The following is an 18,291-nucleotide window of genomic DNA, read 5'->3' on the forward strand; positions in this document are numbered from 1 at the left end:
GCCAATCCGCTAGGCGCGAGCGCGGATTTGGTCAACTCCGGGCAAGCGGGTGACGCTGGTTTACGAGGGCCACGAGACGCGCGGAATCAACGTGCGTGTAGATTTGCGTGGTGGCGATATCGGCGTGGCCCAGCAAGGTCTGCAACACGCGCAGGTCGGCTCCGCCTTCAAGGAGATGGGTTGCAAAGGCGTGGCGCAACACGTGCGGGCTGACCTTTTCCGGATCCAGCCCGGCCCGAAGCGCAAGATCCCTGAGCAACTGAAACAGTCGGACGCGCGACAGGAACCCGCCTCGCGGCGAGGGGAACACGAATCGCCCGCCCCTACCCCGCACGGTAAGCCAGTCGGACAAGGCTTTGGTGGCTCTGGCGGACACCGGCACCATTCGCTGGGTCTCTCCTTTTCCCGTAATCGTCAGGAACGGTGCATCACGCGGCACCGCCGCCAAGGGAAGCGAGACCAGTTCGGTAGCACGAAGGCCAGATCCGTAAAGAAGTTCCAGGAACGCCAGCATCCGCAGGCTTTCGGGCGTTCGCGACGCCGCATCCTCTTCCGCTTGTCTGAAAAGCGCGCCCACCTCATCGTGCCCAAGCAGGCGCGGGAGCGGGCGGCGGGTCTTTGGTCGTGGCAAGGCGCCTGACGGATCGTCCGCCCGCAAACCTTCGTCCACGAGAAAGCCATAGAACTGCCGCAATGCAGACGACTTCCGCGCCAGGGAACTCGGCGCCAGTTCCGCAAAGGCTCCGGCAAGCCGCGCAATCTCTTCACGCGTCGCAGTCGACAAAGGCCCGATCGCCTCAGCTGCGCCTGAAAGATCCCGGCGATAGGCGGCGATGGTATTGGGGGCCGCGCCACGCTGGACAGCCAGCATCGACAGAAAATCTTCGACTGCAGGCTCCGCCCTGGCTTTCACCGCCTCAGACGCGAGCGACGGCTTCGGCGGCAATCATGCGCGCCTCGTTGTCGAGCCCGACACGGTGCAGGGCCGAGACGACATGATAGAGGTGCAACGGAGTCATCCGGCCCCAGTCATCGCCCTGCATGCCGAAGGCCGCGAGCAACGCAACCAGGGCCTGGTTGTTCGACGTGGCGGCCTGATCGATTGCCTGGGTCCAGCGGGTCTGCCGGTTGAAATCAACGCCAAGCTTGCCTGCGAAGTCACGCGCGGCGGCCGCGTCGACACGATCCAGCCCCATCATGCCCGCCAGCAGGAAGCGGGATCTGATAGCGTCATCGGAATCGTCATTGTCGGCGAAGGCATTGAGCCCTTCGGAGCCCGTGCGGTTGGCCCGGCCCGGATTTGCCAGGACCAGCAAACCCCAAGCCTCCGTTCCGACCGGACAGAAAGGCGCCCATTTTATGGCGTTCCGATCGAGCCCTGCGGTCAGCATCGAGGAAATCAGGGGCGCCGCGCTATCGGCCAGTGCCTCGGAGGGGATCATCCTCGCCGATGCATGCGATGTGAGGACCAAGCCTGCATAGGCGCGATCAGGGTCGTTGCCATCGCCCCACAGGGTACGGATCGCGTCGAGCCGGTCGTCCTGTGCCTCGGCCACATAGGCGGTGCGCAAGGTTGCTGCCCGCTGCGCCCACTCATCAGCAGAGTCCTTCTCTCCCTCGGCATCCCGCTGGGCGTGGATGGCGCTGTACAGATCGATCATCGCCCGGGACGAAAGCACGCCACGTGCGGCACCCACATCGGCGGCTGCGGCCCGTGAATAGAGCGACAGCATCGGCGCCCGCGCCGCCAGCAGGGCGTAGCTCTCGCCAGCTTTCTTGCGCAGGTCCTCTGGAGGCTCAAGCCCCGTCGCAAAGGACATGCCGATGCTCCAGGGCGTCAGCGCCTCCACATCGTTCCACTCGATCTTGACAGCACGCCGCGCGTTGGTGGCTGCTCCGGCAAACTTCTGTGCCAGCAAGATGTCTATCTTGGCTCCGGTTCCCCTGCGCAACGCCTTGTCCAGCGATGCCATCGCGGTCGAACCTTCGTCGGTGAAGGCGGAACAGATCGCGCGTGAAAGCTCCCAGTCCCATCCGGGCCTGCCTGCGGCCGTGAGCGCAGTGATGGGACACAGCCCCACTGGATCCGCCGTCGCCAGGAAGCTCGCCATCGCGGCATCCTCGAGACCACGGGTGAAATTCCCGCTGTCGACCGATTGCACCATCGCCCGCGCAGCGTCCGCTTCGCCCATGCGCAGCAGGAGCTGCGCACGGATGGCTGCCCAGTCCGCCCCGTTCATGCCGACAGGTGTTGCCAGCCTGCTGGCAACGACCCTGCGTGCGAGGATGTGGCCCCAGCGCGAAACGAAGCGCCCACGCATCTTCGTGATCACGCCCTCGACGAACGGGCCGTTGAGGTAGTGCGTCGAACCAACCGGGAACCCGCCGTCGCTCTGATCAATCACGCCTACGACATCGAGGCTGCGCCGTCCGGCTGGGGGAATGTCGGACTTGGGCCTTGCCGAATCTATCAGCTTGGCGAGCAGTGCCGGGTCGATCGAATCGAGCAATGCCTGATCACTGAGCCCCCCCCCGGCGGTGGCGGCGGGTTGCACAGCGTCAGGCAGGGGCTGCACGACCGGCGAAGCTGTCGGCACGGGAGCGGCCGATCCCGAAGCTGCTGGCCGTGCGGCAACCGGAGCCGCGCTGCGTGCCGGTGCCGGGGCGCTGGAACGCTGTGGCGCAGGGCGTGATGGCGCAGGCGGGTTATCAAAGCCCGGCGGCAGCAGGGATTCCTGCGCGACCAGCGCGCCGGACACTGAAGCAAGTGCAGCAACGCTGCCCAGCCAGATCGCCATCCTTCCGGACACACGCCTGCTCACTGCGCTTTGCTCCCGACCGGAGGTTCGCCGACCGGCTGTTCGACCCACTGCATCGGCTGTGTCCCACCCCTGATCCAGATCACCGTCAACAAGGCCACCACCACAACTGCTGCCAGAGCGACCACGGCAATCCTCTTCATTCAACCACCCGGTACCAGACGCCAAACGCTTTTGCACCGCCATGCAGTCGAGGCGGTGCTTGCAACGGGCACTAGCGCAAGTATAGGCGGCGCGGCAATGGAACATGACGCGCATCCGCTCAGCTCGTCCGAAATCGCCCGTATCGCGCGGCGGATCGCACGACCGTTGGTGCTCGTCGGCATGATGGGCGTGGGGAAGACGACCGTCGGCAGAAAGCTGGCGACGATGCTCCACCTGCCTTTCCTTGACGCCGACGAAGAGATCGAACGCGCAGCGCACATGCCGATCCCCGAGATTTTCGCCACATATGGCGAACACTATTTTCGCGATGGCGAGCGTCGCGTCATCGTGCGCCTGATGGGCACGGGTCAGCATACGGACCGCAAGGTGCTCTCAACCGGAGGCGGCGCTTTCTGCAATGCCGAAACCCGGGCGCTGATCCTTGAAAAAGGCATCGCGGTCTGGCTCGACAGCGACGTCGACACTCTTGTCGAACGCGTTGGCCGGAAGGACAACCGCCCCCTTCTCCGGTCGGGAGACCCGCGCGAGATCTTGTCTCGTCTCAAGGCGGAACGGGAGCCGTTCTACTCCCAGGCCCCGATCCATGTCACCAGCAGTGCGCAGCCGCATCATGTGACTGCCGACAAGATACTCAAGGCAATCGACAAATGGCTGTGATCCCCGTCGCCATCGCTGGCGCCCCTTACGAAGTGCGCATCGAAGCCGGACTGCTGTCCAATGCGGGCGAACACTGCCGTCCTTTCCTGCGCAAGGACCGCGTTGCCATCGTCACCGATGCAAATGTCGCCGCGCATTGGCAGGAAACCGTGACAGCTTCGTTCGCTTCTGCGGGCGTGCAGAGTGAATGGCTCGTCCTTCCTGCGGGTGAAAGCACCAAGAGCTGGGAACACCTCGCCCGTGTTGTCGACTGGCTGCTGCTTCAGGAAGTGGAGCGCAAGGACAACATCGTCGCTCTCGGCGGTGGCGTGATTGGCGACCTGACCGGCTTTGCCGCCTCGATGGTCAAGCGCGGCTGCGGCTTCATCCAGATACCTACAACTCTACTGGCGCAGGTCGATTCCAGCGTCGGTGGCAAGACCGCGATCAATACCCCCGCCGGCAAGAACCTGGTCGGCGCGTTCCATCAGCCTTCACTCGTTCTGGCAGACCCTTCGGCGCTGGATACGCTGCCTCTGCGCGACACGCGCGCCGGCTATGCCGAAGTCATCAAGTATGGCCTGATCGACGACGCTCCGTTCTTCGAATGGTGCGAAGCCAACGGCGCGAAACTGCTTGCAGGTGACAGCTCGGCACGCGCAGCTGCGATCGCCCAGAGTGTTTCGGCAAAGGCCCGCATTGTCGCTGCAGACGAGAAGGAGACTGCAGGGGTCCGGGCGCTGCTCAATCTTGGCCACACCTTCGGCCATGCGCTTGAGGCAGAAACCGGCTTTTCCGATCGCCTGCTCCACGGCGAAGGCGTGGCGCTGGGCATGGTCCTGGCGGCCCGCTTCTCTGCCCGCCTGGGGCTTATGTCTGGCCAGGATGCCCAACGGATCGTCGCACACATGGAGGCGGTTGGCCTGCCGGCATCGCTGCGGTCGCTGGGCCTTGAGTGCAGTGGCCGCCGCCTTGCCGATCACATGCTGCACGACAAGAAAATGGATGCCGGAACTCTGCCGTTCCTGCTCATGCGCGGTATCGGAAAGACGTTCCTGGCAAAGGATGTCGATCTGGACGAAGTCGCCTCGTTCCTCGACGAGGAACTGCGCGGCTAATCCGCCGGCAGAAGATCAATCACGCCAAATTCCGGCAACACGGCCTTCCGCAGCAGCGAGCGATGGCAGCCATGTGCCGCTCGCTCGTAGCAAAGCAGGGCAACGTTCCGTTCCTTTGCCAGATCGGCCAGAATGGCGCCGGCCGCGATTGCCTCGGGCAACTGGAGCTGGCCCTCATAGATCCGCTCGAGCGCGGAATGATCGTTCCGCCTCGCCGCGGCTCGCCCATCGGCGGGCGTGCCGAGCGCCTTGAAGTGAACGTATTCGATCCCGGCTTCGCGTGCGCTTGCAGCCAAGGCAGACTTCGAAAAACCCGGACGGCGCGACAGCGGCAGCGCGCGGACATCCGCAAGAACTTCGACGCCTGCTTCAACCAGGGCATCCATGACCGCCGCAACCGTGGCCTGCTCGTAACCGATGGTCCAGATGTTGCGGGCGGTCATGTCAACTAACGTGGGACTTCTTGCCTGTGGATCAAGGCCTTACTTGCCCGTGAATGCTGCCTTGCGCTTTTCCAGGAACGCCCGGCCACCTTCTGCGGCGTCTTCGCTGTCGCCCGCTTTCCATTGCCCTTCGGCTTCGACAAGCAGGGCACTGGCATAGTCCACCTCGAGAGCCTTCGCGATGTTCTGGCGCATGACGCCAAGCGCCACCGTGGGACCGGCGGCCAGCCTGCTGGCCAGCGCCATGGCTTCATCCTGCAATGCGGCGTCATCGACTGCCTTGTAGATCAGGCCCCAGTTTTCCGCTTTCTCCGCGCCGATCTTCTCACCCAGCATCATCATCTCGGTGGCGCGAGCCTTGCCGACAAGACGGGTGAGCATCCATGACGCTCCTCCGTCAGGCACCAGCCCGATATTCACGAAAGCCTGAAGAAAATAGGCGCTGCGCCCAGCGATGACGAAGTCACCCGCCAGCGCGATCGAACACCCCACGCCTGCCGCCGGTCCGTTGACCGCTGTAACGACGGGGACCGGCAAGCGCGAAAGCGCGAGCATCAACGGATTGTATGCCTGGGTGAGCGCGGTATAGGCGCCCCGCCCCCCGGCGATGGAGCGATCACCCCTCGCCGCGAGATCTGCACCCGAACAGAAGGCGCGTCCTTCTCCGGTGATGACAACAGCACGCGCCCCGGCCAGATCGTTGACGGCGTTTGCCAGTTCCAGTGCCATGTTCGGCGGACAGGCGTTCAAGCGCTCCGGCCGGTTGAGCACGATCTTCAGAACATCGCCGATACGCTCGACACGAATGGTTTCGTATTCCATCTGGGCACCTTCTCCTTCGGCATCCGCATGCATGCTACGCCACACAGCAATACCGTCTCGGCAGAAGGAATCCACCGGAATTAATTGCCCGATTAAAGCGTAGGAAGCGGTCTGGCAGGTGCCACGGATAGGCAACGGCTGTCCAGTTGCCTATCCGCTTAAAGATCAGTCGCGGTAGGTCTGCGCGAATGCAGCGGCAGCACCGAACAGGCCTGGCTGGGGATGGGTGATCAACTTCACGGGGATGGACGCCATCAAGCCTTCGAACCGCCCCTTGGCGCGGAAGCGATCCGCGAATCCCGACCGCACCAGCGTGTCCTTGATTCTGAGGCCCAGGCCCCCCGCCATGACAACCCCGCAAGACCCATGGGCGAGTGCAAGATCTCCCGCTACGCTGCCCAGCGACAGGCAGAAACGGTCAACAGCTGCCGCAGCAAGGCTGTCCTCGCCGGATGTGCCAAGCTCCCATAGCTCACGATCGGTGCGTGGCGTATAGGGACGTCCTTCTAGCAGGGCCAGTGCCTCGTAGATGTCGACGATGCCCGGGCCGGCAACGACCCGCTCGACCGACACGCGCCGATGGCGCTTGCGCAGACCGGCGAGAATCGCGTCCTCGATCGAATCCAGTGGCGCGTAATCGACATGTCCGCCCTCGGTCGGTTGCACGCGATAGCTGCCACCCTCGCGCCACAGTTGCGCCACGCCAAGGCCCGTACCAGGGCCGATGACACTGATGACGCCGGTCTGCGGAAGATTGGTCTCCGGGCCGGACAGGTGGATGAAATGGCTGTCGTCAGCCTGCGCGACGGCATGAGCAACGGCAGCGAAATCGTTGACCACGAGATAGCGCTCTGCACCCAGCTTTTCCGGGATCAGAGCTGGGCGGATGATCCAGGGATTGTTGGTGAACTTGATGATCTCGCCACCCACCGGCCCCGCGACCGCGATGGCCGCGGCCGAGGGCAGCGGCTTGCCAACGATGCGGCCGAAGTCTTCCCAAGCCAGTTGGAACGAGCCATGCTCTGCCGTCTTCAGCGTGACGGCTTCCCCGAGGGACATGACCCTGCCCCCGCCAACTTCGGCAAGCGCGAAGCGCGCGTGGGTTCCGCCAATATCGACGGCAACTACCTGCATTCCAACCCCCTCAAATCCGTTCTTGTCAGAGTCCGGCGGCTGCCAGCATCGCCGAACCGCCGCGTTCCGCTTCATCGGAATGCAGGCGCATAAGCGCGAAGAGTTCGCGTCCTACGCCAAGACCGGCAGGTGGCGCGACAGCTTCTTCGCGTGCGTTCCATTCCTCGGCCGGGACAAGCGCTGCCAGTTCGCCGGTATTGGCGCAGACGCGGACCACGTCGCCATCGCGCAGCTTGGCGAGTGGGCCGCCGGTCTTTGCTTCGGGCGAGACGTGGATGGCGGCAGGCACCTTCCCCGATGCGCCAGACATGCGACCATCGGTGACCAGCGCCACCTTGAAGCCACGGTCCTGAAGGACGCCCAGTGGCGGGGTCAGCTTGTGGAGTTCGGGCATGCCGTTGGCAGCAGGGCCCTGGAAGCGGACCACGACGACCACATCCTTTTCAAGTTCTCCAGCCTTGAACGCCCCGAGCACGTCGTTCTGGTCGTTAAACACCCTGCACGGCGCCTCGATGGTCCAGCGCGAGGGATCGACCGCGCTGACCTTGATGGTTCCACGACCGAGATTGCCCTTGAGGAGGCGGAAGCCGCCCTCGGCCTGGAACGGTGCGGCGACCGGGCGCAGCATCTTCTCGTCGCCCGACGTTTCCGGAGCGGGGTTCCACTTGAGGGAATCGCCATCCATGACCGGCTCCTGCGCGCCCTCTTCGAGCGACTTGCCGTAGACGGTCATGATATCGGCGTGGGCAAGGCCTGCGCCGATCAATTCGCGGATCACGTAGGGCATGCCACCGGCCGCGGCAAAAGCGTTCACGTCGCCTGCACCGTTGGGATAGACGCTGGCGATAAGCGGCACGGCACGGCTCAATTCGTCCATGTCGTCCCAGTCGATCTGGATGCCGGCCGCACGGGCGATGGCGGGCAGATGGATCACGTGATTGGTCGAACCGCCGGTTGCCAGTAGCCCCGCAATGGCATTGACGATGGCCTTCTCGTCCACGCACAACCCGAGCGGGCGATAGTCGTCGCCGTTCCAACCAATCTGGGTGATGCGATGCACGGCTGCCCGCGTCAGCTCCTGCCGCAGCTTCAGGCCGGGCTGGACGAAGCTCGAGCCCGGCATGTGCAGGCCCATCATCTCCATCATCATCTGGTTGGAGTTGGCGGTGCCATAGAACGTGCAAGTGCCCGGGGAATGATAGCTGGCGCTCTCGCTTTCGAGCAGCTCGTCGCGCCCGACCTTGCCCTCGGCATAGAGTTGGCGGATGCGCACCTTTTCCTTGTTGGGAAGCCCGCTCGGCATCGGGCCTGCAGGCACGAGGATCGTCGGCAGGTGGCCAAAGCGCAGGGAGCCGATCAGCAAACCCGGCACGATCTTGTCGCAAATGCCGAGCAGAAGCGCGCCTTCGAACATGGCATGGCTGAGGCCGACGACCGCCGCCATGGCGATGTTGTCGCGGCTGAACAGCGACAGTTCCATCGAATCCTGGCCCTGCGTCACGCCATCGCACATGGCCGGAACGCCGCCCGCAACCTGCGCCGTCGCACCCACTTCGCGGGCGAAGATCTTGATCTGCTCGGGGTAGCGGCCATAGGGTTGATGCGCCGAGAGCATGTCGTTGTAGGCGGTGACGATGCCGATGTTCATCGCCTTGCCGCTCTTGATCAACGTCTTGTCCTCGCCCGAGGCGGCAAAGCCGTGGGCGAGATTGCCACAGGACAGCTGCGGACGGTTGAGGCCCTTGTCGCGCGAGCGCTCGATCAGGTCGAGATAGGCGGCGCGCGTCGGGCGCGAGCGTTCGATGATGCGTTGGGTGACGCGCTCGACGGTAGGATGCAAGGGCATCATTCGCTCCAGTAGATAGTCACAGGCGGGCCGTAGCCGCGCAGGAATTGGGTAACGGGATAGCGGTCGTCACCCGCAAAGGCGCATTCCAGCAACACCTTCTTCGGGGCGCCAGTCACGACGAGGATAATCTCCTTCGTCGCCTTGAGCGCTTTTTCATTCAAGGTGAGCCGATCGAACGGTGCTTCCGACGGCAGCGGGATCGGCGTCGTGGCAATAACCGCCGGTCCTGGCCGGACATGCGCTGTCATTTCCGGGAACAGCGAGGCGACGTGGCCATCCTCGCCCATGCCGAGCCAGACGAGATCGAATGGCGCGACTTGCGCGCCTTCTGCGAGTCGTTCGAACTGCGCGCCGGACTCCCCGAGCGCTGCGTGGATCTTGCCGAAGTTGCTTGCCGGATGGTCGTCAGGCACCCTGCGATCATCAGTCAGGGCGATGGTCACGCTGGCCCAGTCGAGCGGGCGATCCTTGAGCAGGGCCAGCACCTTGATCGGCGTGGAGCCACCAGTGAACGCAATCCGCTTCGCGCCGGGTGCGGAAACCACGCGCGCAATGTGATCTGCCACCGCCGCCGCTTCGCCGGGCTGCGCCCACCGCACGTTCGCCGGCACGAGGTCAGTCATTCCAGCTTCTCCCGTCACGCTCGGTCAGGGCAATGCCGGCGTTCGGTCCCCACGAACCCGCGGCATAGGGGCGGGCTTCCATCGCGGTGTCAGCCCAGACCTTGCGGATAGCGTCGACCCATTTCCACTGTGCTTCCACTTCGTCACGGCGCACGAACAGGGTCTGTTCGCCCTCGATCAGATCGAGCAGGAGGCGTTCGTAGGCAATACGGCGGCGGGCCTTGGCAAAGGCGGTGGTCAGCGACAGGTCGAGGTTCACCTCGCGCAGCACGATGCCACCGCGGTCCAGCCCCGGCTCCTTGGCCATGACCTGCAGGCGCACGTATTCCTCGGGCTGCAGGCGGATTACCAGGCGATTGGCGCGGATACGCCCGCCGCGCTCGGCAAAGACGTTGTGCGGCACCTGCTTGAATTCGACGACGATCTCGCTGCGCCGCTCAGCCAGGCGCTTGCCGGTGCGCAAATAGAACGGGACCCCGGTCCAGCGCCAGTTATCGACGTGCGCCTTGATCGCAACGAAAGTCTCGGTATCCGATGCCTCGCCCAGATCTTCCTGATAGCCAGCAACCGAAGCGCCCTTGACCGCCCCGGTGCGATACTGCCCGCGCACCATTTCCTCGGCCTTCACGGGGCGCAGCGCGCGCAGCACCTTGACCTTTTCATCACGGATCGAAGTGGCATCGAGGCTGGCTGGCGGCTCCATCGCCGTCAGCGCCAGGAGCTGCAGCATGTGGTTCTGCACCATGTCGCGCAGCGCACCGGTATCGTCGTAAAAGCCCTTGCGGCCTTCGAGGCCGACCGTCTCGCTGACCGTGATCTGCACATGATCGATGCCGCCTGCGTTCCACAACGGCTCGAACATCATGTTGGCAAAGCGCAGCGCCATCAGGTTCTGGACCGTTTCCTTGCCAAGGTAATGGTCGATCCGGAAGATCTGTTCCTCGGCAAAGGCGGCGGCTACCGCGTCATTGATGCGGGTGGACGAGGCAAGATCGTTGCCGAGCGGCTTTTCAAGGCCGATGCGCACGTTGGCATGGGCCAGCCCTGCCCGCTTCAACCCTTCGATCGTGGGCTCGAACAGGAACGGGGCGGTCGAAAGGAAGATCGAAAGACCGCACGAAGTGTCCCCGAGCTTCTCGGCCAGCGCGCCGAAGCCATCGACATTCGATGCATCCAGCGTCTGGTATTCGAGCCGATCAAGGAAGCTTGCCAGCTTCTCCTCGTCCCGCCTGTCTTCAGGCAGGAACTCGGCAAGCGCGGCGCGAGCAAATTCCCGGAACTCGGCATCGTCATGTTCTGAACGCGCCGTGCCGACAATCCGCAGATCCGGCCCGATGAGCCCGTCCTCGTGCAAGGCATAGAGCGACGGCAGGAGCATGCGCCGTGAAAGATCGCCGGTGGCACCGAACAGCAGCAGAGCCGAGCAGCTGGTTTCGATCATCGACGTAATTCTCCCTTGGCAATGCGGTCTGCCGAAATCGGCGTCGGACCCGTGCCTTGCACATGGCCCTAGACCCTAAGTGACGCCAGTTCAGCACGCATATGTATGCAGGATAGCTATGCGTGCCAAAGCGACCGGCGACGGTGTGCACTGCACCATGGCCGGCCGCAATCCGCAATCGTGCCGAAAGGCTACTTCCCCGGATGCAAACGCACGGCAAGGCCGCCGCCCGGCGCCAGCCAAGCAGGCATAACGTCGCCCTTCTTTACCTTGAGCGTGGCATAGGCGATGCGGTGACGCGCGTCAGTCTCGTAAGTCGCGCCCTCGCCATCCTTCCACACCGTGGCTGTGTAGGTCTTGCCTGGATCGAGGAAGTCGAGGCTCAGCGAAACGTCGCGCGCCGTTGCATCGTTGACACCGCCGACATACCAGTCGTCGCTGTTGCGGTCCTTGCGCGCGAAGATGGCATAGTCGCCCACTTCACCGGCGATCAGGTGGCTTTCCGACCAGTCCGCCGGGACCTGCTTGATAAAGGCCAATTCCTTCGGGTGCGCTTCAAGGCTTTCGATGAAGTCTGCCGCCATCTGGATCGGCGAATAGAGCGCCAGATAGAGCCCGAGTTGCTTGGTCAGCGTCGAAGCCAGCGGCACGTGGTCTGCGCCCTCGAGGCTCAGGATGCCCGGAGTGTAGTCCATCGGGCCCGAAAGCATGCGGGTATAGACCAGCGTCGGTTCATGGTCCGGTCCGTTGGCGAACTGGCCCCACGCGTTGTACTCCATGCCGCGCGCGCCTTCGCGGTCAATCCAGTTGGGATAGGTGCGGCGCAGGCCGGTGTCCTTCACCGGTTCGTGGGCATTGACGACGATACGGTATTTGGCGGCCGTCTCGACGACCTTGAGGTGGTGCTGCACCTGGCGCTGGCCGTCGTGGTATTCCATCCTGTAGGCGCCTGGCGTGTCGCCGGGGGCGAGAATGCCGCCTGCATCGGCAACGTAGCCGGTCTTCACCGCGCGTACGCCCAGCTTGTCGTAGAGCTTCATCGCGTCTTCTAGCTGCGCCTCGTAGTTGGCGATATTGCCGCCGGTTTCGTGGTGGCCGATCAGCATGACGCCCTTCTTCGCGCCATACTTCGTCACCGCCTCGATATCGAAATCGGGCGTTGCCTGGGTGTAGCTGAAGTCCTTGCCGTTGCCGAACCAGGTGCCGTTCCAGCCCTTGTCCCAGCCTTCGACCAGAACTCCGCCGAAACCGTGCTTGGCGGCAAAGTCCATGTACTGCTTGGTCCGCGCGGTCGTCGCGCCGTGTTTCGGACCTTCCGCCCACGACCAGTCGCCACGGATCATGCCCCACCAGATGCCGATGTACTTCATCGGCTTGAAGTAGGAGACATCGCCGATCTTGTTCGGCTCGTTGAGGTTCAATTCGAGGTCGTTCTCGACCAGCCCCTTGGCACTGTCGGCGATGCGCAGCGTGCGCCACGGGGTGTTGAACGGCACGGCGCGCGTCACCTTCGGGCCACTGGATGACGGTGCCAGGGTAGCACGGAACGAAGTGCCGGTCTGGCGCTTGAGCCACATGCCCGAATAGTCGACCAACGCCGCTTCATGGAATGACAGGTGGGTGCCGTCTTCCAGCTTCATCGTGATCGGCGTATGCGCAGTCGAGACGGCGTCGATCGGTGTCTTCTGGTAGACTTGCTCGTACCGGTTCCATTCGCCGCCAGGGATCCACCACGCTGTGCCGTTCTGCGCCAAGTTGAACTCGGTCAGCTCGTCGGCGATCTTCATCACCTTCATCGCGGGCTGCTCGGGGATCTCGTAGCGGAACCCGAACCCGTCGTCGAACAGGCGGAAGCGCACGTTCATGCGGCGGCCGCCCCAGTCCGGCACCTGCTCGAACCTGACCAGCAGCTCATTGTGGTTGTCGCTGACGTAGCGACGCTCACCCCATGGCTGCTCCCAAGTTTCCTTGCCCGAGGCGGTTTCGCTGCCGATGATCTTCTGGCCGCGCTGCATGGTCGGGCCATCACTGGTGATGAAGCCAAGCATCGAGGAACCAAGCAGCAGCTTGCCCTTGCGGGTCAGGCTGTAGAGCGGGTGGCCATCGTTGTCGGTGGTGACCGAAAGTACGAGGCTGCCATCGGGCGAAGAGGCGGTCACCGTCTCGGCCAAGGCGGGCGAAACGAGGGCGCACGACAGGGACAGCGCCAGCGGCGCTGCTATGTTCAGAAGGTTACGCATCAGATCCTCTCTTCGATCAGCAGCGCGCCGAACGGCGGCAACTGCCCAACAGTGGCGCCGTTGACCGACGCGAGTTCCTTGCCATCCCGCACCAGCCCTTGCGGCCAGACCACCGGGACGGAGGACAGGTTGAAAAGGCCTGCAATCGATTGCTCACCAGAAACGCGCCGAATGGCAAGTAGGCATTCGTCTGCATGGAGCACTTCGAAGGAGCCCAGCCGCAGCGCATCGTTTTCTCGGCGCAGCCGCAGCAAGTCCGAGGTCAGGTTGAGCAGCGATGCCGGGTCGGCTTCTTGCCGGTCTACTGCACGCGCAAGGTTCTCTTCACCCACTGGCAGCCACGGCGAACCGCCGGTAAAGCCACCCTCACCCGCCTGCACCATCCATGGCATCGGCGTCCGCGCGCCATCGCGCGAAAGCGTCAGGGGCCAGTTGGCAATGGCTTCCGGATCCTGCAGCTGCTCGAACGGAATTTCGACCTGCGTCAGCCCGAGCTCCTCGCCCTGATAGACGATGATATTGCCGCGCAGCGATGTGAACAGCATGGCCTTCAGCCGCGCAAACGCGTCGCGATCATCGGGGCTGCACCAGCGCGAAAGCGCACGGGGCGCGTCGTGGTTCTCGAAAGCCCAGCTCGGCCAGCCGATGCCCGGCGTGTCCGGCCACTTGGCAACGGCCTGCTCAACAAACCTGGGCGTCAGCTTATCGGCATAGAGGAAATCGAAGCCATAGGCGCTATTTAGGTGATCCTCACCGGCGGTGAAGGCCTTCATCTCGGTTTCGGCCAGATCGCCGCCCACTTCGGCCACGGTGAACACCGCGCCATATTCATCGCACAGCTTTCGCACGCGCTGGATGAACTTGAGGATGTCGGGGTGCGACTGGTTGTAGATCTTCAGCTGGTAGTCGAACGGCCGCGTCTTGCGACGGCCGTCGTCGGGCGACGGCGGATTGTCGCGCAGCGTCGGATCGTGCATCAGGAAGTTGAGCGCATCGAGCCGGAACCCGTCGACGCCGCGATCCAGCCAGAACCGCATGACGCCAAGCAGCGCATCCTGCACATCGGGATTGTGCGCATTCATCTGCGGCTGGCTGGAAAGGAAGTTGTGCAGGTAATACTGCCGCCTCCGCGCGTCCCACGTCCACGCGGGACCGCCGAACACCGATTGCCAGTTTGAGGGTGGCGAACCATCAGGCTTCGGGTCGGCCCAGACGTACCAGTCGGCCTTGTCGTTCAACTGGTCCTGACGGCTTTCCTCGAACCAGGGGTGCAAGTCCGAAGTATGGGCGTATACCTGATCGATCGTGACCTTGAGGCCGAGTTCATGCGCCCGCTTCACCATGACGTCGAAGTCAGCAAGCGTGCCGAAGATCGGATCGACATCGCAGTAGTCGGCCACGTCATAGCCGAAATCACGCATTGGTGACTTGAAGAAAGGCGAGACCCAGATTGCGTCCACGCCGAGCCGCGCGACATGGTCGAGCCGTTGTGTAATGCCCGGCAGGTCGCCGATGCCGTCGCCGTTGGAATCGCAGAAGCTGCGCGGGTAAATCTGATAGATTGCAGCGCCACGCCACCACGGCGCGTCGGCCTGCGGCATGGGGCTGGCAAGGACCGCTTCTGAAGTCTTCATCGAACAGTCAATTCCGGGGAGGGAGCAACACGGCAGACCATGCTGCCGAAGGCGGGTAGCTCGACAGTAACGCTGCCGGGCGCGGAAACCTGCGCCGGGCATTGCCCGTGGAGCGTCTCAAGGCTTGTTGCGGACGCGCCGATCACGCTTTGCACGGCGATCGGCTTGTCCGAGGTGTTGAACGCGATGAAATATTCGGTACCGCCAACCGGATCGAAGCGGGAGACTGAAAACAATCCGGGCGCTTCCGAATACGTTCGCGTAACTTGCCGTCCCCGCGCAAGCGCAGGGTGGGCCTTGCGCAGTTGGGCCAGTGTCGCGATCAACCTGTAGAAGGGATGCGCAGGATCGAAGTTGGCCGTCGCGGTGGTTGCGGAAGTGCCAAGCAGGCGGTTGTCGTTGTAGCTCGCGACCTTGCTCGCGAACATGTCCTCGCGAGCATCCTGATCGTTGCCATCGCCAACAAAGCCCTGCTCGTCGCCAGAGTAGATCACGGGAGAACCGCGCAGGGTCAGCAGCATCACGTGGGCAAGCTCGACGCGGTTGGTCAGTTCTGCATCCGAAATCCCCGGCATGTCCTTGGCGAGAAGCGTTGAGAAGCGGCCCATGTCATGGTTGCCAAGGAACGTCGGCATCGCGAGCGCAGCTTCTTCGCCACCCTGATAGAGCACGTCGCCATCGAACGTATCAGCGAGGACCTCGGTGCCCCTGCCCTGTCCCAGCACCGCGCGCACCGCGCCCTGGAAGGCGAAGTCCAGCACGGCGGGATAGCCGTCACGGCGTGTGTACCGGGCGATGGTGCCGGGGTCCGAACCTTCGTGCGCTACTTCGCCGAAGATCGTGAAGTTCGGGATGTCGGCTTTCTTCGCCGTATCCAGCATCGCCGGAATGAACGCCTGCCAGAAGCCTGGATCGACGTGCTTGGCGGTGTCGATGCGATAGCCGTCGATGCCGAACCGCCTGATCCAGTCGGCATAGATTTCGATCATTCCGGCGCGAACGCGCGGGTGCTCGGTGAACAGGTCGTCGAGCCCGGCAAAGTCGCCGAAGCGGCTGTTTTCGCCCCGGAACGTGCTGTCGCCGCGGTTGTGGTAATAGATCGGATCGTTGAGCCAGTCGGGAACCTTCACATGCGCCTCGGCAGGCGGCACGAACGGTTCATAGGCCGCGCCGGGATCGGTCAGCCTGGCGAAGTTCGTCGCGCTCGAATCCTCATCGCCAGCAAATCCTGGATTGATCGGCTTACCGTTCAGGCCACCCTTGCGCGAATAGGGCCAGTTCGCCTTGTCGCGATAGGTGTACTGGCCACCCTTGTACTGGATCACATCTGCCGTGTGGTTGGCGATGATGTCCATGTAGACCTTCATCCCACGCGCATGCGCGGCATCGACCAGCGCCTTGAAATCGGCGTTGGTTCCGAAATGCGGGTCGACCCGGGTAAAGTCGGTCACCCAGTAGCCGTGGTATCCGGCGCTCTCCAACCCCGGCCCGCCCTGCACCGGCTTGTTCTTGAAAATCGGCGCCACCCAAATCGCCGTCGCGCCAAGTCCCTGAAGGTAGTCGAGGCGCTGGGTCAGTCCTTTCAGGTCGCCGCCATGGTAGAAGCCCTTGGCCGCAGGGGCGAAGCCGGTCTTGTAGCGGTCACCCTTCAGGCCCCCGAGATCGTTGGCCTTGTCGCCGTTCTCGAACCGGTCAGGCAGCAGAAAATAGATCGTCTCCCCCGCTGCCGGACGCGCCCGGACTTCTGCCAGCGGCACATCGGCCCGCGCAGGTTGCGAGGCGAGCAGCGCCAGCAGGGAGAGACCTATGAACTTACGCATGCACCGGTACCTGCCCGCAGACATGAGCGACGTAATCGGCGTGGGATGGCATTCGGGCAACGTCCTTTGCATAGGCACCGCGAACGGTTTCGAGGAAGGCTTTGAGGCTTTCAGACGCAACCTGATCGGCGAGTGGATGCCAGCGCTGAGGAATCACCCCCTGCCCGATCATCACCTGCGCCCAACCGGGCACGTCAAACAGTTCGTCATGCTCGCGCACGATGCGGCCAGAGGCACGGAACATGGCCAATCGCTCACCCAAAGCCTCGGGGAGTTGTCCTTCCGCTTCCATCTGCCTGAGAGCGTCCCAGAAGGGTTCGCCGTGCCTGCCATTGGCGACATAGTGCAAGATCACGAAGTCGCGGATGCGCTCGATCTCGAACGTTGCCAGCCGGTTGTAAGCATCGCGGTCGGCATCCTGCACAGGGCCGTTGGGCAGGAAATCGACTACGCGACTGATCGCTGTCTGGATGAGATGGATCGAGGTGGATTCCAAAGGCTCGATAAAGCCCGACGAAAGCCCCACCGCCACGACGTTGCGCTCCCAGAACTTCTCCCGCCGCCCAGCCTTGAAGCGGATCGTTCGCGGCTCAGCCAGTTGCTCGCCATCCAGCCTGTCAAGCAAGCGAGCCGTCGCCTCATCCTCGCTCATCATTTCAGAGCAGAAGACGTGGCCGTTTCCGGTGCGATGTTGCAGCGGAATGCGCCAGCACCACCCGGCGGGCTGGGCAATCGAACGGGTATAAGGGACCAACGGCTCGGCGCGCACACAGGGCACCGCCACAGCGCGATCGCACTTGAGCCATTCGCTCCAATCGACATAACCGACGCCCATCTCCTGGCCCAGAAGCAGGCTGCGGAAGCCAGAGCAGTCTACGAAGAGATCGCCTTCAACCACCTCGCCACGCTCGAGCCGAAGCGCCGCAAGATCACCGCTCAGCGCATTGCGGTCGAAACCGACGATCCGACCTTCGATCCGGCGAACGCCGCGACCTTCGGCGTAACGCCTCAGGAATGCGGCATAGAGAGAGGCGTCAAAGTGGTAGGAATAGGGCATTGGCGGCAGCGCGCTGCCTTGGGGGCGGTCGATGTGTGCAAACCTGTTCGCATCGGATGCGACGGCGTTGAGCACGTATTCGCCAAATGGGCCTGCAAGTCCCTGCGCGCGACCGCGAAGCCAGTAGTGATGAAACGGAAGTACGCCGAGGCTGCGCCCGGTCAGCCCGAAACCGTGGATATAACGGTCATCAAAACCGCCCCAGCCCTCGAAAGCGATGCCGAGCTTCCATGTGCCATTGGTCTCGCGCAGAAACTGGGCTTCGTCGATGCCGAGGGTCTGGTTGAACAGGCGGACCATCGGGATGGTCGCCTCACCAACGCCGACCGTGCCGATTTCCTCGGATTCCACGAGAGTGACTTGCCAATGCGGCGCAGCAAGCCGGGACAGCGCGGCCGCAGTCATCCATCCCGCCGTGCCACCGCCCGCGATGACGATCCTGCGCTGATGTGAAGCCGACACGTCCGTTCTCCCGCAGTGAATTCTTTAA

At 63.5% G+C, this 18,291-nt stretch carries 15 protein-coding genes; 2 read left to right on the forward strand and 13 right to left on the reverse strand.

Features of this window, described 5'->3' with window-relative positions; translation table 11 throughout:
- Positions 1-31 precede the first annotated feature (31 nt).
- From ACZ1JY_RS03545 to ACZ1JY_RS03555, 3 genes are read right to left on the reverse strand one after another with little or no spacing between them, the layout of a single operon-like run.
- On the reverse strand, positions 32-871 hold the full coding sequence (locus ACZ1JY_RS03545; RefSeq protein WP_465130947.1) for a tyrosine recombinase: 840 nt from the start codon (positions 869-871) through the stop codon (positions 32-34).
- 46 nt (positions 872-917) lie between these two features.
- Entirely contained in the window at positions 918-2,810 is a 1,893-nt protein-coding gene (locus ACZ1JY_RS03550) for a hypothetical protein (RefSeq protein WP_465130372.1), read from the reverse strand.
- A gap of 8 nt (positions 2,811-2,818) precedes the next feature.
- Positions 2,819-2,962, reverse strand: coding sequence for a hypothetical protein (locus tag ACZ1JY_RS03555; protein ID WP_168903414.1), 144 nt, complete (start codon positions 2,960-2,962; stop codon positions 2,819-2,821).
- 97 nt (positions 2,963-3,059) lie between these two features.
- Between ACZ1JY_RS03555 and ACZ1JY_RS03560 the strand changes: the two genes are divergently transcribed.
- Positions 3,060-3,641: a shikimate kinase gene (locus tag ACZ1JY_RS03560; RefSeq protein ID WP_465130373.1), complete on the forward strand. Its 582-nt coding sequence runs from the start codon at positions 3,060-3,062 to the stop codon at positions 3,639-3,641.
- Positions 3,632-4,738 (forward strand): 3-dehydroquinate synthase, encoded by a 1,107-nt coding sequence (gene aroB, locus ACZ1JY_RS03565; protein WP_465130374.1) that lies wholly within the window; start codon positions 3,632-3,634, stop codon positions 4,736-4,738. The genes ACZ1JY_RS03560 and aroB overlap by 10 nt, the downstream gene beginning before the upstream one ends.
- On the opposite strand, the gene ACZ1JY_RS03570 is transcribed toward aroB, so the two are convergent.
- The 10 genes from ACZ1JY_RS03570 to ACZ1JY_RS03615 all read right to left on the reverse strand — a co-directional run bounded on the left by ACZ1JY_RS03570 (position 4,735) and on the right by ACZ1JY_RS03615 (position 18,263).
- Complete coding sequence (locus tag ACZ1JY_RS03570) at positions 4,735-5,181, reverse strand: DUF488 domain-containing protein (RefSeq protein WP_465130375.1); 447 nt, start codon at positions 5,179-5,181, stop codon at positions 4,735-4,737. The two genes, aroB and ACZ1JY_RS03570, sit on opposite strands and share 4 nt — an antisense overlap.
- 39 nt (positions 5,182-5,220) lie before the next feature.
- A complete protein-coding gene (locus ACZ1JY_RS03575) occupies positions 5,221-6,003 on the reverse strand; it encodes an enoyl-CoA hydratase-related protein (RefSeq protein WP_465130376.1) in 783 nt (260 codons plus the stop codon).
- 165 nt (positions 6,004-6,168) lie between these two features.
- The gene (locus ACZ1JY_RS03580; RefSeq protein ID WP_465130377.1) at positions 6,169-7,137 is read right to left on the reverse strand and encodes a glucokinase; all 969 of its coding nucleotides are present in this window, start codon (positions 7,135-7,137) and stop codon (positions 6,169-6,171) included.
- 25 nt (positions 7,138-7,162) lie between these two features.
- Complete coding sequence (edd, locus tag ACZ1JY_RS03585) at positions 7,163-8,986, reverse strand: phosphogluconate dehydratase (RefSeq protein WP_465130378.1); 1,824 nt, start codon at positions 8,984-8,986, stop codon at positions 7,163-7,165.
- Positions 8,983-9,609: a 6-phosphogluconolactonase gene (locus ACZ1JY_RS03590; protein ID WP_465130379.1), complete on the reverse strand. Its 627-nt coding sequence runs from the start codon at positions 9,607-9,609 to the stop codon at positions 8,983-8,985. Before ACZ1JY_RS03590 ends, edd begins: the two co-directional genes overlap by 4 nt.
- The gene (gene zwf / locus ACZ1JY_RS03595; RefSeq protein ID WP_118073753.1) at positions 9,602-11,050 is read right to left on the reverse strand and encodes a glucose-6-phosphate dehydrogenase; all 1,449 of its coding nucleotides are present in this window, start codon (positions 11,048-11,050) and stop codon (positions 9,602-9,604) included. Before zwf ends, ACZ1JY_RS03590 begins: the two co-directional genes overlap by 8 nt.
- 191 nt (positions 11,051-11,241) lie before the next feature.
- Positions 11,242-13,290, reverse strand: a complete 2,049-nt coding sequence (locus ACZ1JY_RS03600) for a glycoside hydrolase family 97 protein (protein ID WP_465130380.1) — start codon at positions 13,288-13,290, stop codon at positions 11,242-11,244.
- The gene (locus tag ACZ1JY_RS03605) at positions 13,290-14,924 is read right to left on the reverse strand and encodes an alpha-glucosidase (protein WP_465130381.1); all 1,635 of its coding nucleotides are present in this window, start codon (positions 14,922-14,924) and stop codon (positions 13,290-13,292) included. Before ACZ1JY_RS03605 ends, ACZ1JY_RS03600 begins: the two co-directional genes overlap by 1 nt.
- Complete coding sequence (locus ACZ1JY_RS03610) at positions 14,921-16,744, reverse strand: alpha-amylase family glycosyl hydrolase (RefSeq protein WP_465130382.1); 1,824 nt, start codon at positions 16,742-16,744, stop codon at positions 14,921-14,923. Before ACZ1JY_RS03610 ends, ACZ1JY_RS03605 begins: the two co-directional genes overlap by 4 nt.
- Positions 16,737-18,263 (reverse strand): tryptophan halogenase family protein, encoded by a 1,527-nt coding sequence (locus tag ACZ1JY_RS03615; protein ID WP_465130383.1) that lies wholly within the window; start codon positions 18,261-18,263, stop codon positions 16,737-16,739. The genes ACZ1JY_RS03610 and ACZ1JY_RS03615 overlap by 8 nt, the downstream gene beginning before the upstream one ends.
- Between the last annotated feature and the right edge of the window lie 28 nt (positions 18,264-18,291).

The sequence above is a fragment of the Novosphingobium sp. BL-A-41-Hi4B-X5A genome (assembly GCF_055521705.1).